The organism is Sphaerobacter thermophilus DSM 20745 (genome assembly GCF_000024985.1).
GTDB lineage: Bacteria > Chloroflexota > Chloroflexia > Thermomicrobiales > Thermomicrobiaceae > Sphaerobacter > Sphaerobacter thermophilus.
The window spans coordinates 620177-639001 of record NC_013523.1; the positions used below are offsets into that span (position 1 = coordinate 620177).

The 18825-nt window shown below is 68.8% G+C and carries 22 protein-coding genes; all 22 read right to left on the reverse strand.

Annotated elements, in window-relative coordinates; translation table 11 throughout:
• Nucleotides 1-21 precede the first annotated feature (21 nt).
• A complete protein-coding gene (locus tag STHE_RS02715) occupies nucleotides 22-1350 on the reverse strand; it encodes a FliI/YscN family ATPase (RefSeq protein ID WP_012871032.1) in 1329 nt (442 codons plus the stop codon).
• Complete coding sequence (locus STHE_RS19515; RefSeq protein WP_012871033.1) at nucleotides 1343-2026, reverse strand: FliH/SctL family protein; 684 nt, start codon at nucleotides 2024-2026, stop codon at nucleotides 1343-1345. The genes STHE_RS02715 and STHE_RS19515 overlap by 8 nt, the downstream gene beginning before the upstream one ends.
• The gene (gene fliG, locus STHE_RS02725; RefSeq protein ID WP_012871034.1) at nucleotides 2019-3092 is read right to left on the reverse strand and encodes a flagellar motor switch protein FliG; all 1074 of its coding nucleotides are present in this window, start codon (nucleotides 3090-3092) and stop codon (nucleotides 2019-2021) included. Before fliG ends, STHE_RS19515 begins: the two co-directional genes overlap by 8 nt.
• A 2-nt stretch (nucleotides 3093-3094) precedes the next feature.
• Entirely contained in the window at nucleotides 3095-4702 is a 1608-nt protein-coding gene (gene fliF / locus STHE_RS02730; RefSeq protein WP_012871035.1) for a flagellar basal-body MS-ring/collar protein FliF, read from the reverse strand.
• Between the two features lie 84 nt (nucleotides 4703-4786).
• Nucleotides 4787-5089, reverse strand: a complete 303-nt coding sequence (gene fliE, locus STHE_RS02735; protein WP_012871036.1) for a flagellar hook-basal body complex protein FliE — start codon at nucleotides 5087-5089, stop codon at nucleotides 4787-4789.
• A gap of 34 nt (nucleotides 5090-5123) precedes the next feature.
• Nucleotides 5124-5588: a flagellar basal body rod protein FlgC gene (gene flgC / locus STHE_RS02740; protein ID WP_012871037.1), complete on the reverse strand. Its 465-nt coding sequence runs from the start codon at nucleotides 5586-5588 to the stop codon at nucleotides 5124-5126.
• A gap of 305 nt (nucleotides 5589-5893) precedes the next feature.
• Nucleotides 5894-6550, reverse strand: coding sequence for a sortase (locus tag STHE_RS02745; RefSeq protein WP_041398752.1), 657 nt, complete (start codon nucleotides 6548-6550; stop codon nucleotides 5894-5896).
• A 22-nt stretch (nucleotides 6551-6572) separates the two neighbouring features.
• A complete protein-coding gene (locus STHE_RS02750) occupies nucleotides 6573-6956 on the reverse strand; it encodes a flagellar protein FliT (protein WP_012871039.1) in 384 nt (127 codons plus the stop codon).
• Nucleotides 6957-6969: 13 nt separating this feature from the next.
• Entirely contained in the window at nucleotides 6970-7392 is a 423-nt protein-coding gene (gene fliS, locus STHE_RS02755; protein ID WP_217155845.1) for a flagellar export chaperone FliS, read from the reverse strand.
• Nucleotides 7393-7459: 67 nt separating this feature from the next.
• On the reverse strand, nucleotides 7460-9466 hold the full coding sequence (gene fliD, locus STHE_RS02760) for a flagellar filament capping protein FliD (protein ID WP_012871041.1): 2007 nt from the start codon (nucleotides 9464-9466) through the stop codon (nucleotides 7460-7462).
• 42 nt (nucleotides 9467-9508) lie between these two features.
• On the reverse strand, nucleotides 9509-9853 hold the full coding sequence (locus STHE_RS02765; RefSeq protein WP_169308173.1) for a flagellar protein FlaG: 345 nt from the start codon (nucleotides 9851-9853) through the stop codon (nucleotides 9509-9511).
• Nucleotides 9854-10109: 256 nt separating this feature from the next.
• Complete coding sequence (locus STHE_RS02770; RefSeq protein ID WP_012871043.1) at nucleotides 10110-10988, reverse strand: flagellin N-terminal helical domain-containing protein; 879 nt, start codon at nucleotides 10986-10988, stop codon at nucleotides 10110-10112.
• Between the two features lie 970 nt (nucleotides 10989-11958).
• Entirely contained in the window at nucleotides 11959-12210 is a 252-nt protein-coding gene (gene csrA / locus STHE_RS19520) for a carbon storage regulator CsrA (RefSeq protein ID WP_012871044.1), read from the reverse strand.
• A gap of 9 nt (nucleotides 12211-12219) precedes the next feature.
• On the reverse strand, nucleotides 12220-12657 hold the full coding sequence (fliW, locus tag STHE_RS02780) for a flagellar assembly protein FliW (protein ID WP_012871045.1): 438 nt from the start codon (nucleotides 12655-12657) through the stop codon (nucleotides 12220-12222).
• A 20-nt stretch (nucleotides 12658-12677) separates the two neighbouring features.
• Nucleotides 12678-13553 (reverse strand): flagellar hook-associated protein FlgL, encoded by an 876-nt coding sequence (gene flgL, locus STHE_RS02785; protein WP_012871046.1) that lies wholly within the window; start codon nucleotides 13551-13553, stop codon nucleotides 12678-12680.
• Nucleotides 13554-13563: 10 nt separating this feature from the next.
• On the reverse strand, nucleotides 13564-14979 hold the full coding sequence (gene flgK, locus STHE_RS02790; protein WP_012871047.1) for a flagellar hook-associated protein FlgK: 1416 nt from the start codon (nucleotides 14977-14979) through the stop codon (nucleotides 13564-13566).
• A 295-nt stretch (nucleotides 14980-15274) separates the two neighbouring features.
• Complete coding sequence (locus STHE_RS02795) at nucleotides 15275-15721, reverse strand: hypothetical protein (protein ID WP_012871048.1); 447 nt, start codon at nucleotides 15719-15721, stop codon at nucleotides 15275-15277.
• Nucleotides 15708-16025, reverse strand: a complete 318-nt coding sequence (gene flgM / locus STHE_RS17730) for a flagellar biosynthesis anti-sigma factor FlgM (protein WP_012871049.1) — start codon at nucleotides 16023-16025, stop codon at nucleotides 15708-15710. Before flgM ends, STHE_RS02795 begins: the two co-directional genes overlap by 14 nt.
• A 124-nt stretch (nucleotides 16026-16149) precedes the next feature.
• Entirely contained in the window at nucleotides 16150-16929 is a 780-nt protein-coding gene (locus STHE_RS02805; RefSeq protein WP_012871050.1) for a flagellar hook-basal body protein, read from the reverse strand.
• A gap of 32 nt (nucleotides 16930-16961) precedes the next feature.
• A complete protein-coding gene (gene flgF, locus STHE_RS02810) occupies nucleotides 16962-17705 on the reverse strand; it encodes a flagellar basal-body rod protein FlgF (RefSeq protein WP_012871051.1) in 744 nt (247 codons plus the stop codon).
• Nucleotides 17702-18334, reverse strand: coding sequence for an anti-sigma factor domain-containing protein (locus STHE_RS02815; RefSeq protein WP_012871052.1), 633 nt, complete (start codon nucleotides 18332-18334; stop codon nucleotides 17702-17704). The genes flgF and STHE_RS02815 overlap by 4 nt, the downstream gene beginning before the upstream one ends.
• On the reverse strand, nucleotides 18327-18824 hold the full coding sequence (locus tag STHE_RS02820) for a hypothetical protein (RefSeq protein WP_012871053.1): 498 nt from the start codon (nucleotides 18822-18824) through the stop codon (nucleotides 18327-18329). Before STHE_RS02820 ends, STHE_RS02815 begins: the two co-directional genes overlap by 8 nt.
• Between the last annotated feature and the right edge of the window lies 1 nt (nucleotide 18825).

The window sequence follows — 18825 nt, forward strand, 5'->3', positions numbered from 1 at the left end:
TGCCGTGTCACGTGTTGAGCGTCACTCCTCCAGCACTGACGCCAGCCGGTTGAGCGTCTCGTCCATGCGCGCGGGTTCGTCCGGTGCCTGGCGCAGGAACTCACGGATGCGCGGCATGTGGGCGATGGCGCGGTCAACGACCGGGTTGGACCCGGCGGCGTAGGCGCCGATCTCGATCAGATCGCGCGCGCCCTCGTAGGCGGCCATGAGCTCACGGACCTCCGCTGCGAGGCGGCGGTGGCGCTCGTCGACGATCGCGTTCATCAGCCGGCTGACACTCCCGAGCACCTCAATCGCCGGGAAGTGGCCGCTGTCTGCCAGCTTGCGTGAGAGGTAGATGTGGCCATCCAGGATGCCGCGCACGGCGTCCGTCACCGGCTCGGTCAGGTCGTCCCCCTCGACGAGGACGGTGTAGAAGGCGGTGATGCTGCCCCGCTCCGCGTTCCCGGCGCGCTCCAGCAGGCGTGGCAGCAGGGCGAAGACGGAGGGGGTGTAGCCGCGCGTGGTCGGCGGCTCGCCAACTGCCAGGCCGATCTCCCGCTGAGCCATGGCGAGGCGGGTCACCGAGTCCATCAGCAGAGCGACGTTCAGGCCGCGGTCGCGGAAGTACTCGGCGATCATCGTCGCCGTCCAGGCGGCTTTCAGACGCAACAGGGCCGGCTGGTCGGAGGTGGAGACGACCACGACCGAGCGCGCCAGACCCTCCGGTCCGAGGTCGCGCTCGATGAATTCCTGCACCTCGCGGCCACGCTCGCCGATGAGGGCGACCACGCGCACGTCGCAGTCGGCGTTGCGGCAGATCATGCCCAGCAGCGTGCTCTTGCCGACGCCGGACCCGGCGAAGATACCCAGGCGCTGCCCGCGACCGCAGGTGATCAGGGCATCGATTGCGCGGATGCCGGTCGGGAGCGGGTGCTCGATTGGCATGCGGCTCAACGGATCGGGCGGGCTGCTGCTGAGGCGGGTCTCGTCGCGGCACAGGAGCGGCCCCTGCCCGTCGATCGGTCGCCCGAGCCCGTCGATGACCCGGCCGAGCAATTCCGGTCCGACCTTCACGCTGTACGACGTGCGGCGCGCAACTACCCGGCTGCCGGAGCGCACGCCCCGTAGCTCAGCCAGCGGGACCAGGACCAGGCGGTCGTCGCGGAAGCCGACGACCTCGGCGGTGATGCGGCCCTCCTCGGAGCGCGACGGGTAGATGTGGCAGATGTCGCCGATCTCCAGCTCGAGCCCCTGCGCCTCGATCGTCAGGCCGATGCCCTGAACGACCCGACCCTCGCGGCGGATCGGGGTGATCGTGGCGAGGCGGCGCAGCATGTCGCCGGTGACGCTGACGGCGGCGCTAGACATCCTCGATCACCTCCGCCAGCGCCGCTCGAACCTCGGCGAGCTGCGTCTCGATGCGCGCGTCCAGAAAGCCGGTGCGGGTGCCGATCACGCAGCCGCCCTTCCCAACGTGGGGATCGGCGACGATCTCGACGCCCGGCAGCGTGCTTCCGACCCACTGCGTGATGACCGGCACGTCGTCGGGGTGGACCAGAACCTGGGTCACACGGGCGCCCTGGGTCTGAGCCAGGGCAGCCTCGGCGATGCGCGTGACCACCGTCGGGTCGGTGCTGATCTCCCGCGTGAGGATGCGCTCGGCGATCGCCACCGCCAGCGCCAGGGTGTCAGCCTGGCAGGCGCGGCGGATTTCGTCTTCGCGCTGCGTCACCTGCTCGACCAGCGCCAGGAAGCGGGCGGCCGCCTCGTCCATGGTGGCGGCAACCTCGGCCCGAGCCTCTTCCCGCGCTTCCGCCAGCGCGGCGGCGCGCAGTTCCTCCTTCAGCCGCTCCCGTTCTTGCTCCGCCTCCCAGCGGATGGCGGCGGCCTGTGCCTCCGCCTCGGCCAGGATGGCTGCCGCGCGCTCCTCGGCTTCGGCCACGATCGCCCGGGCCTGTTCCCGGTCGTGGCGGGTCGGCCGGGGCATGAGGGGATAGACCTCGTCTGCCGGGATCCAGCGCTTGATGATCCGGGCGCTAGCCAAGGAGCACTCCCTCCCCTCCGCGGTCGATCACGATCTCCTCGGCCTCCTCCAGGCGCCGGACGACGGTCACGATCCGCTGCTGGGCCTCTTCGACGTTGCGGATGCGGACCGGCCCGAGGTACAAGATCTCCTCGCGCAGCATCTCGGCGGCGCGGGACGACATGTTGCTGAAGATCCGCTCGCGCAGGTCGTCCTTGGCGGCCTTGAGTGCAAGCGCCAGATCCCGCATGTCGACATCGCGCAGCACCCGCTGGATCGACCGGTCGTCGAGCAGGGCGAGGTCGTCGAAGGTGAACATCATCTTCCGGACCTCTTCGGCCAGCTCCGGGTCGGTCTCCGCCAGCCGGTCGAGGATGTACTTCTCGGTGCCCCGGTCCACCGTGCTCAACACGGCGACGAGGTAGCTGGTGCCGCCCACTCGATGCGCATCCTGGGAGATGAGGGACGACAGGCGGCGTCGCATGACCTCCTCGACCCGGGAGACGATCTCCGGCGGGGTGCGGTCCATCGTCGCGATGCGCCGGGCCACATCCGCCTGAAGCTCTTCGCCGAGGCTGGTCAGAATCCCGGCAGCCTGGACCGGTGGGAGGTGCGAGAGGATCAACGCGATCGTCTGCGGGTGCTCGTTCTGCAGGAAGCCGGCCAGTTGCTTGGCATCCGACTTCCGCAGGAAGGCGAACGGCGCCGGAGGATGAAGCTGGACGATGCGGTCGATCAACTCGGCCGCCTTCTCGGGCCCCAGTGCCAGGCTCAAGGCGTTCCGCGCGAATTCGAAACCGCCATGGGCGATGTACTGCCGCGCCAGAGTCGCCTCGTAAGCCTCGGTGAGGACTTGCTCCGCCTCCTCGGGCGTCAGGCCATCCAGCTCCGCGATCTTGACGGTGAGCGCCTCGATCTCATGCTCGGTCATCGTCTGCAGGACCTTCGAGGACGCTTCCGGTCCGAGCGCCACCAGCAGCGCGGCCGCCTTGGTGATCCCCTTGAGCTCCCGGCGGCTGGCGTGGCTTGGGCTCACCAACCGGAGATTGGGCGCCTCGGTTGCTGACGTGGCTGCGGTTGCTACCATCGCTACTGCTCCTCACTCATCCAGGCCCGCAGCAACTGGGCGACCTGAGCCGGGTCCGTATTCGCGAGCTCGATTACCTGCAGGTGCGCCGGCAACTGCGGCAAACCGCGATCGGTCGACTGTGACGGATCCTCGTCCTCCAGCTGCGGTGGCGTCTCGCTGATCGTGATGCGCTGGGTCGCGAGCGCCGGCATCGGCGGCTCGGTGACCGCGGGGCCGCCGACCGTCGCGAGCGCCGGGGTCAGCTCGCCCGCATCCTCCGGCTTGACCAGGACCCGGCGAGCGAAGTAGAGCGCCACCAACGGGATCGCGATCAGACCAAGAACCTTCAGCGCCGTCAGCGCGTACTCGAGGATGGGGGTCCCACCGTCCGGGATTAGCTCCCGGTTGCCGACGTCACTGAACGGCACCGCGGTCACGGTGATCGTGTCGCCCCGCTGCGGCACCAGCCCGGCAGCGGCGCTGATGACATCCTGGATCTCCTGCGCCACGGCCGGATCAACCTGGCTGCCGTCGAGCATCACCGCGACTGACAGGCGCTGCACCTGGCCCGGCGCCTGGACGACCTCCTCGATCCGCCGCGACAGCTCATAGTTGGTCGTGACCTCGCGGCTGCTCGACTCGGATTGGCTGCCCGCGCCCGGGGTCTCCGGGAACGTCTGCACGTTCTCATCGACGCCCGGCACACCGCCCGTCTCGGTCACCGTGCCGCTCGTGCGCTGCTCGCGCTCCTGCTGGCTGCGCACCTGCGGCTGCAGGCCGTCGGGCGAGTAGATCTCGCTCTGGCTGCTGCGCTCGTCCCAGTTGAGCGTGGCGCTGACGCGGACCACAGCGTGCCCCGGCCCAGCGATGGGGTTGACCAGCGCCTGGAGCTGCCGCTCAAGGTTCTGCTCGTACGCCTGCTGGAGCCGGAATCGCTCGTCGAGCCCGGCAAACTGGGAGCCGCCATCGGGGCCGGACCAGATCGGGTTACCGGTGTTGTCGATGACCGTGAGGTTCTCGGGCTGGAGGTTCGGAACCGCGCCCGAGACGAGGTGGGTGATGCCGCGGATCTGGGCCTCGGTTAACTGCCGGCCCGACTTGAGCTTGAGTACCACCGCGGCGGTCGTCGGCTGCTGCTCCTCGATGAAGAGTGACTCCTCGGGGATGACGATGTGGACGCGCGCGGCCTCGACCGCGTCGATCTTGGCGATCGTCCGCTCCAGCTCGCCCTCGATGGCCCGCTGGTAGTTCACCCGCTGGGTGAAGTCGGTCAGGCCGAGCGAGGACTTGTCGAACAGCTCGAAGCCGTCGCTGCCGCCCCGGGGCAGTCCCTGGCTGGCGGCGTCGAGGCGCACTGCCGCGACCTGGTCGGCCGGCACGCGGATCGTGCCGCCGTCGCTGCTAAGTTCGTAAGGGATGCCCTGCGCGCGCAGATTCTCGACGATCGCCGCGGCGTCCTCGCTGCTCAGGCCGCTGAAGGCGATCCCGTATCGCTGCGGCGGCCGGGTCGCGATGAGCAGCCCGAGGGCCATGACCGCGGTGATCACGACCGCGATCACGGCCACGCGCTGGTTCATCGAGAGGCGGTTCCAAGCGTTGCGTATGCGCTCGATCTGTGCGTTCACCATGGCGTGGTTACTTCCTTCGCCCGGTCGCTGGTCCCCGGGCTGTTACCCGAAGTCGCCGTGCGTGTCAGCGGCTTCGCCGGCGGGCTAGACCGGCATGGCCATGATTTCCTTGTAGGCCTCGATCACCCGGTTGCGGATCTGGATCGCCGTCTGGAGGCCGATCCCGGCCATCTCAAGCGCGATCATCACCTCGTGCAGATCGACCTCTTCCCCGGCTGCCAGCCGCATGGCGAGGTCGTCGGCGAGGTTGAGCGACTGGTTCAGTTCTCCGAGCGCCTGCTCGATCATGTTGGTGAACGACGCACCGTCTGCCGACTGGGTCGAGCGCGGCTGGATGATCGCGGTGCTCGCGCCTACCTCTGCCGGGTTGATCGGTGGAACGCTCATCGTCTACCCTCTCCCGCCTCGCGCACGACGCGCACTACCCGCGGCCGATCGTCAGCGCCCGGCTCGCCATCGCCTTGACGGCATTGAGCACGGTGACGTTCGCCTCGTAGGCCCGGCTGGCGGCGAGGAGATCAGTCATCTCGGTGATCACGTCGATGTCGGGCCGTAGGACGAAGCCCTCCTCGTCGGCGTCGGGGTGGTCGGGCTCGTACACCCGACGCACGGCGTCCGGATCGGTTCGGATCGCGGTCACGGCGACTCCCTGTCCCGCGTTGCTCTGCGGATCGACGGGAGCCAGGACTCGCTGGAAACCGCCTGCGGACGGGCGAGAGTCGGTGGCGGGTACCGCCGTGAAGACCACCTGCCGGCGGCGGTAGGGGCCGCCTTCGGGCGTCCGGGTGGTGTCGACGTTGGCAATGTTGCTGGCGATGACGTCCATGCGCAGCCGTTGAGCCGTGAGGCCCGACATGCTGACTCGCATCGTCTCGAAGATGCTCATGGCCGTTCTCCCCGTCAGTCGCTCATCCCGGTCGCAGCGCGAGGTGACACCCTACGCAGGTCGCGGCACCGATCCCGTGTGACGGGAGCGCGGCCCCGTCTGGGACTGTTTCCTGCCCCGCAGGGCAGCCGGTGCCGCACGGCGACCGAGTGTACGTACATCGACACTACTATAGGTTTGTGGGTTGCCACCCGACATCCCCCAACGGTCTAAGTTCGACCTGGGGAAGAAAGTCCCTTGGCTGGTCCGTTTCCTGGCACTAATGGGTGGTCGAGGAGGGAAGGTCGTCCAGTGCGGCCCGGTCGTCAGGGAACCCGGGCCGTCGGCGCGGTGACGGGGCGGGCCACGACGACGACGCGGTCGTTGTAGACCCCGTCGGGGACGCAGGTGATGAGGGTCAGGCGCTCGAATGGGACCTGGAGGAAGACGCTGGTATCGGTTTCGGGGACGACCGTGACCGACTCGACGCGGTAGGTGAAGGTCCCGGCGTCGCTTCGGAGGGTGATCTCGTGGCCGGGCGCGGCCTGGAGGAGCGGTGCGAACACCCCTGGGCCGTCATTGGTCACGACGTGGCCGGAGAGGACGATGTTCCCCGGCTCGCCCGGGTTGGCCGTGCCCAGGTGGTGGGCGGCGCTGTGAGCGGGGACCGGCCACTGCCACACGCCGTCGATGATGGCGGACGGCACTTGCTCCACGGGGACGGAGATCCCCAACGCTGGGATCTCAAGGCTCGTCGCCGGGGGCGTCCGAAGGACACCCTGGCTGAGGCTCGCCCAGCCGGTGAACAGGTGGCCGGTCGCCGGAGCGGCCGACTGCCCGGAGGACTCGGCCATCCCACGGGTGCCCGTGGTCGGTGGGTCGCCGAGCATGACCGCCGGCGTCTCAGCGGGTTTGCCGATGGTGACGGTGACCGGCGGGCTGCATCCGCCCAGCGCGAGCGCCGAGAGCACGACCCCTGCCAACAGCAGTGCTCGCCCCCGTAACCTAGCCATAGCGACATACCAGGTCGTACCGGGCGCCGCCGGCCTCGCGGGCATAGGCGCTTGCGGCCGCACGCCCACGGCGGATCTCGGCCATCTCACGGGCGAGCCGCTCGATCTCACGCCTGACGAGTGCGGTGACCTCGTCGTCGGATGCCTTGATCGCGGAGAAGAGTTCCGCGATGCGCTCCCGTGCCGCATCTGCCGGCTGGTTGAGGGTTTCCGCGGCGCTCAGATTGGCCGTCAGCTCATCTCGCCTGGCGGCGAGGTCGTTGACGGTATCCCAGTCCCCCACGCGGGCGGCGTGCGCCTGCTCGCGGGCGAGCGCGAGGATGCCTGCCAGCATGCCGTCGATCGTGGTGGCCGGGGTGGTGGTCAGGTGTCCCATCGCCCGTCTCCCGTTACGCTGCGCCGCGCACACCCACCAGGGCCGGCTGGACGGCCCTGGCTGCCCGGTACCGCTGCGCCAGCTCCTCCCAGGTTGCCAGCAAGTCGGTCAGCATTCCACGCACCTCAGCGGCCGGGGCGGCATCTTTGCGCAGGTTGGCCAGGAGCAGGCGCCGCTGCATGTAGTCGTAGAGGCGGTGGAGGTTGTGGGCGAGTTCACCGGCGTCGAGGTTGAGGGTGCCCATCAACTCGGCCACGATATTTTGGGTCTTCACCAGTGACTCGTGCGCCTGGGACGAATCGCGCCGCTCCAGCGCGGCCTCGGCCACCTCCAGATTCCGGATGGCGCCGCGGTAGAGCATCAGCACCAGTTCCACCGGGTCCGCCGTCTCAGTGGCGATTCGTCGATACTGGTCGTACGGGTTGATCATCGTCATTCCTCTCCATGCCCCTCTCATTTCACGTCCCAATGCCGCTCCACTCGGCGGGCTGCGAGTCCTGCCGTTACCGGTAACTCGCGCCGGCCATCAGTCCCATCAGTTGACTCGCAAGCGCCTGGCTCTGCGCCTGCATCCGGGCCAGCGTCTGCTCCAGCATCGCGAACTGGCGAATCAGGCTCGCCTCGCGCATGTCGAGGCGATCTTCGAGCCGGCGGATCTGGGCATCCAGTTGCTTGAGTTGCGCGTCGGCGCCGGTATCCCGGAGCTTGAACACACCGTTGTCGCTGAGCACCTCGCGCAGGTACCGATCGATCCCGGTCAGGATGCCCTCGGTGTTGCTCACGGCGAGCGTGCTGCCGGCGCCGGTCAGGGTGTCGGACGCCCGAAGCGTGAGCCCGGGGATCAGCGTCGTGTTCGTGCCGCCCGGCGTGATCGTGCCGGTGGTGGTCGAGACGAGCTGCCCGGCGGCGTCATAGAGGCGAGCGGTCAGGTTGCCGTTACCATCGGACTCGATCTCATAGCGCCCGCCCGTCGGCAGACCCTCCGGACGCCCCACCACGCTCACGATGTCCCCCGCGGCCGTCAGCCGCGCGCTCGGCTGGGCGGCGAAGAGTTCGAAGACGGCGTTCGGATTCTCGGTGAGTGCCGCACGGAGCTTGGCCTCGTCGAGCTGCAGGTTGTCGGTCGTACCGACGGCGCTGCCGAACTTCCCGAAGCTGAGGCCGACCTGGCCCAGCAGCGTGTAGCTGCCGGTGAGTCCTACGGCCATGCCCACGATGCGGTTGCGCAGCGTCGTCGCCACCGAGAGCAGCCCGTGGTCGCCGCTGAGCAGCCCCGCCTGCTGGGTGGTCGCGTCGTACTTCGTCTGGGTGCGGATCGCGCTGAGCACCGTGTTGAACTGGTCGACGAACTTCTTGACCGCCGCTACGGCGGCGTCGACGTCCGGCCCAACGGTGAGCGTGGCCGGGTCGTTGGTAGTGCCGGTGAAGGTCAGCGTGACGCCCGGGATCGCGTCGGCAACGGTGTTGGTGGTGCTGTAGCGCCAGGTGGCTCCGCCGTCGATGCTGTAGGCGGCGTTGGTGCCGAGCGTCTGCGCGGCCGGATCGGCGATGCCCAGGGCGCTGGCGAGCGTGCCGGTGTCGGACAGCGAGATCGTCAGGCTGCCGGTCCGCTTGCTCTGCAGTTGGAACCGGTCCGCCAGCGGATCGTAGCTGGCGATCACCCCCGCGTCGGAGGCGTTGATCCGCGCGATCAACGTGCTCAGGGAGTCGACATCGGCGTCGTAGTCGATCGCGACCCCGTTGATGGTGAGCGTGCCCCGTCCCGTGACCGGCACTGCCAGGCCCGCGTCCGCCAGCGCGGCCGTCGTGTTCACCGTCGTGAGGCTGGCCATGCCGGTGATCGAGTCACCGTTGCGCGGAGCGGCCAGTACCTGAGTCATTGACAGAAAATTGGACGTATCTCCGGCGGAGCCGAGCTGGAGCGCACCGCCCGGCGTGTTGGCGCTGATCTGGAGGCGCGCGCGGCCGTCCACGATCGTCACCGATGCGGTGACGCCGGCCCCGGACGCGTTGATGCGCTCCAGCACGTCGTCCAGCGAGTCGACCTCGGGGTCGACGGCGATGCTGACGCCGTTGATCGAGAACGTCCCCGCGGTGACCGGAGCGCGCAGCCGGGCCGTGGCCAGCGGGGCGGTGGTGTCGATGTCGGCCGAGATCGGTGCGGTGCTGCGAACGACGGTGCTGGTGGCGAGCTGGGAGACGAGGACCGAGTAGGTGCCGGGCGTGGCGCTGGACGAGGCCGACGCGGTGAGCGGCGCGTTGGTCGTCCCGATCTTGACCGTGTTTCCGCTGAGGGTCGCCGGGTTGAGCAGGTTGGCGATGGCCGTCTGTAGCGCCTGGACCTTGGAGGCGAGGTCGCGCCAGGCTGCCTGCTTGGCCCGGATCTGGCTCTGCTGCCGCTGCAGGCCGAGCAGTGGGCGGCGCTCCAGCGCCATGATCTGTTCGATCATGTCGCCGGTCTGCAACCCTGAGATCAATCCGTCGACCCGAAACCCGCCACCAATGCTCATCCCGTGTCTCCCTGCTCCCCGGTCCTGGCGTTCCTTCGGCCCCTATCTGCTGATTTGCTCCAGCCCCCGCAGCACCTCGTGCAGCGCGCGCGGCGGCACCTGGCGGATGACCTCGTCGGTGGCGCTGTCCACGACCTGTACCACGACGCGGTTGCTGCCCTCCTCACGCAGGAACCGCAGGTAAACGGTCGGCGGCAGCTTGCTCAGCGTCATCCCGCCGACGCTCAGCTCGACGATGTCGCTCGGGGCGCCAGGGACGAGCGCCTGCCGCGCGGCCGAGCGCGGGCCGTGCGTCGCCTGGGCCGGACGGATGGGATAGGGATAGCTCGTGACATCCCGTGCGGGGGATTCGGCGACCGCGTCGACCGGACCAACTCGATTCGCCATGGTGCCTCCTTCCTGCTGAGGGGTGACGATGTGGGCCAGCATGCCCCTCCTTGATAGAGATCATCGGCAGGGGAGGGGGTGAACTTTAGGGGCGCAAAGGTCGCGACCGCGGTTCACTGCCGAGGCTGGCGCGGATCAGCTTGCGTCTCGGTGGAGGCGGCGCCGGTGACCATAGATCGGGGGATGACCGAGAGAAACGGAACGGGACCGGCTCGCGAGCCGGTCCCGCCCGGGGAGGTTGCCGTGCGTCCGTGATCTAACGCAGGAGCGACAGCACCATCTGCGGCGCCTGGTTGGCCTGTGCCAGGACGGCCGTGCCCGCCTGCTGGAGGATCTGGGCGCGGGTCATCGCCACGACCTCCTCCGCCATATCGGCGTCGCGGATGCGCGACTCGGAGGCGGACAGGTTCTCCACCGCCACGTTCAGGTTGTTGATGGTGTGCTCCAACCGGTTCTGGTACGCACCGAGGCTGGAGCGGATCTGGGACACGTCCTTGACCGCCTGCACGACCGAGTCCACGACGTCCCGGAAGGCCTGCTCCACGCCGGTGCCGCCACTGATCGCAGTCCCCAGGGCGGTCACCGCGGCATTGAGGCTGGTGACGGTGCCCCCGGTGTTGCCGATGTCGGCGGTGCTGATCCCCTGGATGTTGATGCTCAGGACCTCCGCGGCCGAGGTGCCAGAACCGATCTGCAGTTCCACGGTCACGCCGGTGGCACCGCCATTGAAGAGCTTGATGCCGTTGAATCCGGTGGTGTTGGCGATCCGGTCGATCTCCTCCACCAACTGCTTCAACTCTGCCTCGACGGCCACCTGGTCGTCCTGCGACAGCGTGCCGTTGGCGCCCTGGAGCGAGAGCTCGTTCATGCGCTGAAGGATGCCGTGGACTTCGTTGAGCGCACCCTCAGCGGTCTGGACGAGCGAGATGCCGTCCTGCGCGTTGCGCACGGCCTGGCGCAGGCCGCGGATCTCGACCCGCATCTTCTCGCTGATGCTCAGGCCGGCCGCGTCGTCGGCCGCGCGGTTGATGCGCAGGCCGCTGGAGAGGCGCTCAATCGCCTTGTTCATGCTGAGCGCGGACATCCCCAGGTTGCGCTGGGCGTTCAATGCGGCGGTGTTGGTATTGATACGCATTGGTTTGGCCTCCTTTGCCGTTCCTACTTCCGTCGCCTCCCTGCGACGGTTTCCCGTTACCTTCTCCGATCGCCCGCTGCGATCGGCTGCGACCGTACGGCGTCGCTCCCGGTTGACCTTTCTCTGCCCCGTCGGGGCGGACCTCCTCTCTGTTAGGGATCATCGGCATAGGGTGGAAAAGACTTGAGGGGTAGCCAACGCTGGTTTGCCCGACCTCGGAGCCGGGCCTTGTGGAGCCTATTGCGGCGGCTCGGTGTGGGGGATGAGTCTTCCTGTTATGCAGGCCGCGTCTAATCGGTCTGCGGACGTGGTGGGGGGCCCGGGGCTCAAGCCGCCGGGCTGACAACGAAAGCCGGCTGATGATCTTTCACAACTGAATCGGACTATCGCTCCGACGACCGCTGCGAGGTGCGACAGGACACAACCCACGCACGATTCTGAGCGCTCCGCAGGCATCGATGTGCCTAGGCGAGTATGGTCCGAGTTAGTTTGGAAACATCATAAGCCGGCTGGGACGGAGCAAGGCTCACCGCCCGGCGTTGTGTCTCACCGCTCGGCGTGTGCCCGGGGCTCAAGCCGCCGGGCTGAATATTGGGTAAGCCCACTGAAGGGGCTGTGATGACTACCTCCAGGCGTACCCGGTGCGGCCACCCACCGGACACCGCGTCCCAAGCCCCTTCAGTGGGCTTCGCCGTGTCAGCCCGGCGGCTTGAGCCCCGGGCACGCGCCGAGCACCTGGACCCTCCCGCCACCTATTCGGCTCATTGCGTCCAGCCCGCGTTAGCGGGCTTTCGTTGTCAGCCTGGGGGGTCACCGGGGCACGCGCCACCAGCGCGGACCCGACCGACGGGGCTGGTTGGCCGCTCGGATGGCGGCAGCGCCCGTGGATCCCAAGATAGAGTCGGGCGAGGACGCCCGCGCTCCTGGTCGGATGCGCCGGTGCTGAGGTTCTTGCGCGCGGTGTCGCAGCTCAGCCGTGCGTCGCGGCGGTTTGGCGGAGGGTGTGGCCGAGCTTGCGGAGGATGTTGGGATGCTGGGAGGTGCGGGCTGCCTGGAGGTTCTCGGCGCGCACGGCTTCGTAGATCTCCTCGCGCACGATGGGGATGGAGCGTGGAGCCTCGATGCCGAGGCGGGCACGCTCGCCCTCGACACTAAGCACCGTCACCCGGATCTCACCGTTGATCACGATCGTCTCGCCGGCGCGCCTTGCGAGTACCAGCATCGGCGCACCCTATTCCGTGACCGTGCCGAGGGGGTACCGCACGGGCCAGGTCGAGTCGGTCAGGACGACCTGGGTGCCACAGCCGGCTTCCCGGTCGATGACGAGTGGTCCGGCCAGGTTGGCGGTGACCTCCGAGGACTCGTGCACCGTGAGGGTGCAGTACAGGTCGATGTCGGGACGTGCTCCCACACCGAGCGCTGCCAGGGCAGCCTGATCGCCAGGGCCGAGATGGTCGAGGTAGCTGGGGACGAGTGGTTCGACCGCGGCGACGAGTAACGAAACGCTCGGCTCGTCGAGGCACTGGAGCAGGGCGAACTCGGGTGTCTCCGGGTCTTCCACGACCTGGAACCGGCGCCAGCGGGGGAAGCCGACCAGTCCAGCAGGGAAGAGCACCGTGGTAGTGACCGGGGCATCCGCGACCGGGTCGATTGCGTGGGCAAGTGCCATGTGATCCCTCTCCAGCCTACTCATGCCAGGTAGTCGAACAGGCTCGGCAGGATGCCGCGGGAACCTGCGGCGAGCGACGCCTGGTAGATGGTCTGCAGCGTCGAGTAGTCGCTCACCGCTTTCGCCAGGTCGACGTCCTGGATCTGACTGCGCAGGCGCGCTACGCTCACGTCAAGCGCCTCAAGGCGGGAGGCCTGCTCTTCGAGCTGACTGCCGATGGCTCCAGCGCGCGCCTGCGCGGTGAGAAGCGCTGTGTGCGCGTCGTCGAGCGCGTCGATAGCGGCGCGCATCGCGTCCGGGTCGTTGGCGGCGACGGCCGCCTGTGCCTGTGCCAGGGCATTGAGCGTCGGCAGGATAGCGGTATCGCCGGTCACGTTGATCGTCACGGTGACGCCGACATCGATTACCCGCACGATCGGGCCGGAGTCTCCCTGATAGACAGGGGCGTTGGGCGGCCCGCTGAAAGCCGGCGTGTCGGTCTTCTGGCCGGAGAAAATGTAGCGGCCGTTGAGGCGAGTGTTGGCGGTACCGATCGCCAATTCCAGGATCCGCTGCAGCTCGGTCTCGATTGCATCGCGGTTCTCGGGCGCCAGTGTGCCGTTAGCCGCGGCGAGCGTGATCTCACGCGCCCGCTGGATGCCGGCGTTGATGCTCGACAACGCCTGGTCGGTCGCATCGATCCAGGAGCGGGCGTCGTCGATGTTGCGCAGGTGCTGCTGGATGCGGGCGCGCGTCGAGTCGAGCTGGAGGACGTTGGCCGTACCGACCGGGTCGTCGGACGGCCGGCGGATCTGCCGCCCGGAGCCGATCTGATCAGCCACGCGGTCCAGTCGCGCCGCGTTGCGGGTGATGTTCCACAGAATGGTCTCGCTCATCATCGCTGTCGAGACTCGCATGGTCACTCTCCTACCGGCCGACGAGGCCCGTGCCGTTGATTAACTTGTCGAGCATCTCATCCACGACGGTCATCGCCCGAGCCGCCGCTTGATAGGCGTGCTGGTACTTGATCAGGTTGACCGCCTCTTCGTCGAGCGACACCCCGGCGACCTCCTGCCGGCGCCGGTCGATGGCGCGGGTCAGCGACTCCTGATTGACTCGGTCGGCCTCGGCTCGCTCCGCCTCCCTCCCGACGCGGGCGATGAATGTCTCGTAGAAGGTGTTGATGGTCGCCGTGCCGCTGCCCATGGTGAGCTCTTCAGCCAGCCCGGCGATCGCGAGCGCGATGTCGGCGTTGCCCGGCACCCCCGGCGCCGAGGCCACGGCGAGGAGCGACGGGTCGGCGGTCAGCGCCGGCAGCACACGCAGGTCGCCGTTCGGCAGGATTTCGAAGAAGTCGCGTCCAGGCGGCGTCGGCCCGGTGTCGGTGAGCCCGAAGCCGGCCTGGTGCCGCGCGTTCACCTCGGCCACCAGCGTGTCGCGCAGGGCCTCCAGATCGCCGAGGATCCCCGGCAGCGCCACGTTGTGCATCTCGATCAGCCCGGCGGCGGCGCCGAGCGTGACGTCGACTGAGCGGCCGTCGCTGACCCACGTCAGCTCCGCGTTGCCCGTGACCGGGTCGAAGGTCACCCGCAGGGCGTCGGTCTGATCCCGGTCCACCAGGGCGTGACCGGCGATGTAGACGTTGATCGCGCCGTCGGGCGTGACGGTCGTGGTCGTACCGATGCTCCGGGCGAGCTGGTCGAGCAACTGGTCGCGGGTGTCCATGAGGTCGTTGGGCTGCTGGCCCATCGCCAGGACGCCGCGGATCTGGGCGTTCAGGCTGGCGATCTGCTGTGCGATCTGGTTGATTCTGTCGGCCTCAAGCGCCAGCCGGTGGGCGGCTTCCTCGCGCTGCTGCAGCACCTGGTTGCGCATGGCGTTGAAGCGATGGGCGAGCGTCTGCGCCACCTCGATGAGCGCCTGGCGGGTGGGCACGTGCTCTGGCCGGTTGGCGACCTCTTCCCAGCCTGCCCAGAACTTGTCGAGTGCCGCGCCGAGGCCCGTCTCGCTCGGCTCGTTGAGCAGCGTATCGAGCGTGCGGTAGATGGCGGTCTTGGCCTCGCTCATGCCGAGCTGCTCGGCCTGGGTGCGGTACTGGACATCGAGGAACCCTTCGCGGATGCGCTGGACCGAGAGGACGGTGACGCCGGTTCCGATCTGGCCCACCCGCGGCGCGCTTAGCGTCGGGATGGTATAGGGCGGGGTGGTCCCGAGCGCCGCAACCTGGCGGCTGAACCCGGGCGTATTGGCGTTGGCGATGTTGTGGTTGGTGACGTCGACCGCCCGCTGCTGGGTCTGCAGCGCGCGGAGCAAGGTTTCCAGTCGTCCAAACGTTGGGAACACGTCCGTGACCTCCCCGGTGTTCTTCGTCCCTCTGTTTACGACTATCGGCAGGTGGCGCCGGAACTTGAGGGACGGAGCGTGTCCGCACCGCGTCCGCGACCCGCTGTTGCGCTGTCATCCTGAGCGGAGCGATGGATCTCGGATCAGGACGGCCCGCCCCGAGGCGAGCAACCGTCGACTACGCAGCCCGGCGCGGAGCCGCGGGCGCCTCCGCTCAGCATGACAGCATGTGCGGCGACGCCTGGTTGCCGTCCGAACCAGGGGAAGGCGAGATGCCGACATACCTATCGGGCACTCAGGCGGTGTGGTCGAAAAGGTGCGGGCGGACAGGGACCTGGGTGCCGGGGTGATAACCGTTCAGACGGCTGGCGAGCTGGTTGTTGGCGATGATCGTCTCGTGGGTCACGCCGGCGAGCGCGTCGATGAGGTCGTCCACCTGGTCGCGCAGGAGCGCCACCCGACCGGCCTCGCGCTCCAAGTCTCGAAGGTGTGGGGCGAGCGCGGCGCGTTCCGCGTCATCGAGCGCCGCGAACTGGGAGTCGAGCCGGTCCTGGATGTTGGAGGCATCGGTGCAGAGGGTCTGGACGTGGCGGACGACCTCCGCCACGGCATCGAGGTCGCCATCGCCGAGGGCCGATCGCAGGCCCTCCAGGCGCTCGACCAGCCGCTGCTGGATCTTGATGAGTGCCTCGACGAGGGTCTGCGCCTCCAGGACGCGGCGCTCGGGCTCAGGCCTGGTCATCGTCGAGCCCGAGCAGCTTGGCCGCGACCTTCTCGGCCGGCACGTGGTACTCCCCGGCTTCGATGCGCCGGCGCAGCTCCGCCACGCGTTCCGCGCGCATGTCGGGGCTGGAACGGACCGCCTCGGCCGCCCGCTGGATCTGGCGCAGCCCCTCGGACACCGCCACCGCTTCGGTCTCCCCGGTGGACGAGCCGCCTGTACCGGTCACACCCCGGTCGCGGTCGGTCCGTCGGGTGGCCTTCGCCTCCTGGGCGCGTGCAGCGTAGGCTTCGCGTGCCTTGTTCGTCCCGATCCGATCGATCATCTCTGGCTCCCACTCGCGCCTGGTTGGGTTAGGTCGCTGGACGATGACGTCCTACTCACAGTATCGGCCAGTCGCTCCGTTTCCTAAAGGGCCAGTCGTGCCCGATACCCGGGTAGGCACCCGGTTACGAGCGCACCTGGATCGCGAGGCCCACCATCTCGTCGAGTGTCTGAAGCGCACGCGCATTGACGGTGTAGGCGCGTTGGGCCTCGATCAGCGTGGTCATCTGCTCGGCCAGATCGACCGTCGACGCCTCCAAGGCGCCGCTCTGGAGCGCAGGGAAGCCATCCGCGCCGGGTGTTCCGACCTGCGGCGGGCCGGAGGCGACCGTGGCTGCGAAGCGGTTCTGTCCCGCCGCCGCCAGTCCCTGCGGGTTGGCGAAGCGCGCCAGGGTGATCCGCCCGACCTCCACCGGGTTCACTTCCCCTGGCAGCGTGGCGAGGATTCGCCCCTCGGGCGTCACCTCGGTCACGCTGGCGCCGGGTGGGAGCGTGATGGGTGGGCTGAGCCGGTCGCCTGCGGGCGTCACGAGCTGGCCGGTGCTGTCGGGGCGGAACTGACCGTCCCGCGTGTAGAGGGTCTGGCCGTCCGGCGTGGTCAGGACGAAGAAGGTGTTCGGTCCAAGGATGGCGACATCGAGCGGGTTGCCGGTCGGCCGCGGGGTCCCCGGCTCGAAGACGCGGCTGATCCCGCCGATGGTCACTCCCTCGCCGATCTCGGTGACCGGGTCTGCAGCGCCGCCGGCGCGGGCCACCTCCAGGGGCTGCGGAGGCATGTCCACCATATCCACCCGCGCCGCTTTGAAGCCGGTCGTGCCGAGGTTGGCCACGTTGTTGGCGACGGCGTCGAGCCGCGCCTGCTGGACGCGCAACCCGTTGGCTCCGGTCGCGTAGAGACTGGTCATCCGGTTCCTCCTCGTGCCGTCCCCCGGCACGCCTACGACACCACGCGTCCGATCTCGTTCACGGCGGTGCCCAACGTCGCGTCAGACACCTGCAGCATGCGCTGGGCGAGCGCGTAGCTGCGGCTCGCCTCCAGCATCTCGACCATCGACTGGGCCAGGTCGACGTTCGATTGCTCGACGAAGCCCTGGCTCACGCCGGCCGTCTCCGACTGTTGCCCGGCGCCTTCGATGGCGAAGCGGTTCTGACCGACGGCTTCTATCGGGGTGTCAGGTGGGAACTCCACGAGCTGCAGTTGACCCGCCGGTGCCCCGTTCACCAGGATCGTCCCGTCGGCAGTGACGTGGATGTCACCCTCGGGCAGGGTGATCGGGCCGTTGAGGCCGAGCACCGGGAACCCGTCGCCGGTCACCAGGCGGCGGTCGGCGTCGAGTTGGAAGCGGCCGTCGCGGGTGTACTGCACGTCATCCGGCGTCTGCACGGCGAAGAAGGCCGTGCCGGCGATGGCGAGGTCGAGCGGCCGTCCGGTCTCAACGAGCGCGCCCTGGCTGAGGTCGATCGCCCGCTCCTCCGGTCGCACGGCGGTCGAGATCGACCCGATCGGGGTGGCGCTGCCGCCGGCGAACCGGCTGAGGAACATCTCCCGGAAATCCTGGACGGTCGTGCGGCGCGCCTTGTAGCCGGGTGTGCTGACGTTGGCAAGGTTCTCACTGATGGTGAGCTGGCGACTGAATTCGGCCATCATCGCCGCAGCCGCCTGATACATCGAGCGGATCATATCTCCTCCGTGCTCCCCGGGACCGGGCGCCGCTGCCGCCGGACGCGGCGCAGCGCAACGAGCCCGACGAGCAGCGCCGCATTCGCCCCAAGAGCGAGGGGCATGCCCGGCCCGGTCTCCTGCGATGCCTGCCCGGTCTGCGGGAGGGTCGGCGGGAACTGTTGGATCTCCGCCGGAGTGCCAGGGAAGCTGCCGACCAAGACGCGGCGGGCATCCGGCCCGGGGTCCGGGTCCGGCTCCGGCTCGACGGTGACCATGACGAAGTCCCAGCCCCGGTCGGGGATGGGCTCCGGCAGCAGTTGGTCGACGTACGTGGTTGATCCCTCCACGGCAGTGAAGCGTGCCAAGGGGTAGGTCTCACCGGTGGCCGAATTCATGAGCCACAGTTGGTAGCGCTCACCTGACGGGAGCGCCGGGAGCCCGACCAGGTCGGCGCGGATGTCTGCCTCTTCCAGGTTGACCAGGACCACGCCGTTGGCGTCAGCCGGTCCCCAGGTCGCCATCGTCGGCACGTGGGAGACGATCACTCGCGTCGGGAACGACTCGGCGGCCGCGTGCGGTACAGCAGCCACGACGAGTGCGACAGCGAGCAGTGCGGCGGGCAGGTGCCGCAGCCAGCCACTAGGCATCGATCTGCCCCCGTTCGCCGCGGCCGTGGAGCCAGTAGAGCAGGCGCGCCTCCTGCCGGCCGGTGCCCAACTCGCGCGCCGCCGCAGCCAGCGACATCTGGCCGCTCAGCAAGTGCTCGATCGCCTCCGGCGACTGCATGCCGAGCTGTGCCGCGATCTCCTTCACATCGGGCGGCGGAGTGTTCGGGGCGGAGCGGCCGAAGGCGTGTGCCTGTGGCTGTCCGCTGAGGGGCTGCCCCTCGCCCGGGAGGGTCGTCATGCGCTCCCGCAGGGACGGCACCGGCGCGGCCGCGTTGGCCGCGGCCGTGGTGGCACTGACGATCTCTCGCCGGAGGCGGCGGATCTCCTGCCGCATCTCCTCGACCTCGCGCCGCAGGTGCCGGCTCTTCCCCAGGGCCGTGTTGGCCGTCCAGCCGGCCACCGAGGCCACGCCGAGGCCGGCGATCAGCCCAAGAACTTGCAGGTATGGCGAAACCGAGAGCCCGTCCATG